Genomic DNA, 2,931 nt, shown 5'->3' with positions numbered 1-2,931 from the left:
CTGATTAGCGCGGTGTTCTCCTCGCCGCCGGTGTTTGCGCTGGACAGGCAATCGATAGATGCCTTTCTGGGCAAGCTCGGGGCGGATAATGAGTATGTTGCCAGCAAAGGGATTAACTGGAGCGTGCTGCCAGGGCCGTTTTATACTCCTGAGCTGCGGCTTGGGCTTGGGATGGCGGCGGCGGGGGTCTACCGTGTTGACCCAAAAGATACCGTTACGCAGAATTCGTCCTTGTCGTTTACCGGTTTTGTCAGCACCAGCGGCGCGCTGGGTGTCGGATTTACCAACTACACGTTTTTTACCGACGATCGCTGGCGGTTGTTCGTTGAAGGTAACATCGCCAAAGTACCGACCGGTTTTTGGGGCGTTGGCTACGATGCCGCGCAGGGGAGCGAGCAGAAGTACACGGACAACTCCATACGCGTGCATCCTCAGCTATTCCGCCAACTGGCGGATAACCTGTATCTCGGCGTTGGCTGGGATTTCTCGGCAATGGATGCCGACATTGACGACCCGCATCCCGGCGATAAATTTTCCCGGTTTACCACTTCAACCACGCCGCTGAGTTCCGGCGCGACGATCAGCATGCACTACGATACCCGCGATGTGATTACCCGGCCTACGCGCGGACAGTTTTTTAGCGTCGAGTACAGCGTTTTCGACCCGGCGCTCGGTTCTGATACCCACTTCACGGCCGCGCAGGTACAGTACAATTATTATGCGTCGCTGGATGAAAAACGGGTGCTGGCCTTCGATCTCTGGGGACGGTTTACCGACGGCGATGTGCCCTGGGATCGGCTGTCGCTGGCGGGAGATAACCGACGGCTGCGGGGATATTATCAGGGACGCTACCGCGATAAGGATGTGGTCAGCGGGCAGGTTGAATACCGTCAAAAGCTCGACTGGCGTAACGGTTATGTGCTGTGGCTGGGCGCCGGGGCGCTCGGCAGTTCGCCGGGCGATCTGGGCGAACATCCTCTTTTGCCCACGGCAGGCGTGGGGTATCGATTTGAAGTGAAGCCGGATATGAACATTCGGCTGGATTTAGGCGTTGGCCGGGATACGGCCGGATTTTATTTTCAGGTCGCGGAGGCCTTTTAATGCGTGCTTGGTTGTTCACTCTTCTGCTGTGCGCCTTTTCAGCCACGGCGGGCGATACCGTACTGCCCACCCCGGTGATGCGCAACGTTACGCCGGTGGCGCAGCATCTTGCGCCGCCGGAGTCGCTGCGTCCGTGCTGCGCGTTTGGCTATGATCTGAAAGTACGGGCGCTGGGGGTGCCGATCCCGGTTTATCAGATAGGTAATGTGCTGACGCTGGATACGCTGGGTAACCATCGCTATAACGACAGCGCGCTCGGCGCGGTAAAAAACCTGGTCGGGCTCAGCGAAGAGGCGAACGGCCTGATGTACACCCATCGCGGCGGGTTTATCGATATTGCTCACGTGCGCGATACGGCGGACAACACCTTCTACCTGTTCACTCGTCTGTATCCGAAGCTGGGGCAGTCCTGGCGGTTGTTCTATAGCGAAGAGCTGGGGGTTCGCCGCATTCAGCTTAACGCCTTTACGCCCCCGGCATCGCCCGCCCAGCGCTTTACCCTGGCGGCCTGGCTTGCGGGAAAGCTGGCCTTTGAACTGGCGCAGTGGCACGAAGTGGCGCAGTGGTATGGCTTCCAGTCCGTCCCCGGTTTTTCGGAGGAGATATCCGCGTTTTCACCGGAAGATCTCTACTCTAACCTGTTAGGCGCCAGGCTTTCTATTAACGTCATTCTGGCGGGGCATACCCGTTCGGTTGAGGATTATAACCGGGCGATGGACACCGCGCTTCGCCAGGCGCTGGTGGGGTTGAATGCGGCCACGCGCGAAGAAACCGAACAGATGTTCCGCTCGGTGGACGGCGACTGGTGGAACAGCAAGCGTCGGGTGCCGGATAAATTCCTGGTGCTGAAGCGCAATTACTCCCTTGATGATACCCGTTTGCCGACGCCGGTGCCGTTTGAAAAGGCGACGCCGTATCAGCTGCATATTCCTGACACCCTTAACGGCTATGTGCTGGCGCGCCTCGGCGAGTTGCAAATTCACCCCGGCAGCGACATGCAGCAACTGCCGATGCCTGCGGGCTACTACACGCCGCGCCAGTTCCAGGTTCTGGCTCGCCGGGCCGAGCAGTCCGATGAAGTCCAACTGCAGCGAATGCAGAAATAAACGTGATGCTCCGCCTTGCGGCCGGGAGGAAACTTGCGGCAAGGCGGGCTAAGTGTTAAAAGGTGCCCCTTCATAAAACGCAACAGGGGAAAGACGTGAAAAACGCGTCAACCGCGTCCGGACAAACGCAATCGGATACTGAGTCGGATAATCAGCCGACGCTTCACCGCGGCTTACAAAACCGCCATATTCAGCTCATCGCCCTCGGCGGCGCCATCGGCACCGGCCTGTTTTTGGGGATTGGGCCTGCCATTCAGATGGCCGGGCCTGCCGTCGTGCTGGGCTACGCAATCGCCGGGATTATCGCTTTTCTTATCATGCGCCAGCTGGGCGAGATGGTGGTGGAAGAGCCAGTGTCAGGCTCCTTCGCTCATTTTGCGTATAAATACTGGGGGCCGTTCGCCGGGTTTCTGTCGGGCTGGAACTACTGGGTGATGTTCGTGCTGGTCGGCATGGCAGAACTCACCGCCGCCGGTATTTATATGCAGTATTGGTTGCCGGATGTGCCGACCTGGGTCTGGGCGGCGGTGTTCTTTATCATTATCAACGCCGTGAACCTCGTCAACGTGCGTCTGTACGGTGAGACGGAATTCTGGTTTGCGCTGATTAAAGTACTGGCTATCCTCGGGATGATTGGCTTTGGTCTGTGGATGCTGTTTAGCGGCCACGGCGGCGAGTACGCCTCGCTGGATAACCTCTGGCGCCATGGCGGTTTCCTGGCAAC

At 58.4% G+C, this 2,931-nt stretch carries 3 protein-coding genes; all 3 read left to right on the top strand.

The genetic code is table 11. From position 1 onward, the window contains the following. The gene (locus JO226_RS20955; protein WP_296407026.1) at positions 1-1,101 is read left to right on the top strand and encodes a BamA/TamA family outer membrane protein; all 1,101 of its coding nucleotides are present in this window, start codon (positions 1-3) and stop codon (positions 1,099-1,101) included. Continuing rightward, entirely contained in the window at positions 1,101-2,207 is a 1,107-nt protein-coding gene (locus tag JO226_RS20950; RefSeq protein ID WP_296407024.1) for a DUF4056 domain-containing protein, read from the top strand. The genes JO226_RS20955 and JO226_RS20950 overlap by 1 nt, the downstream gene beginning before the upstream one ends. A gap of 95 nt (positions 2,208-2,302) precedes the next feature. Then, on the top strand, positions 2,303-2,931 hold a 629-nt coding region (locus tag JO226_RS20945; protein WP_296407022.1), incomplete at its 3' end, for an amino acid permease.

Origin of the sequence: Pluralibacter sp. (genome assembly GCF_019237635.1) — a bacterium.
Lineage (GTDB): Bacteria > Pseudomonadota > Gammaproteobacteria > Enterobacterales > Enterobacteriaceae > Enterobacter_B.
Note: the sequence above shows the minus strand (reverse complement) of the source record. Positions and strands in the feature narration are given on the sequence as shown.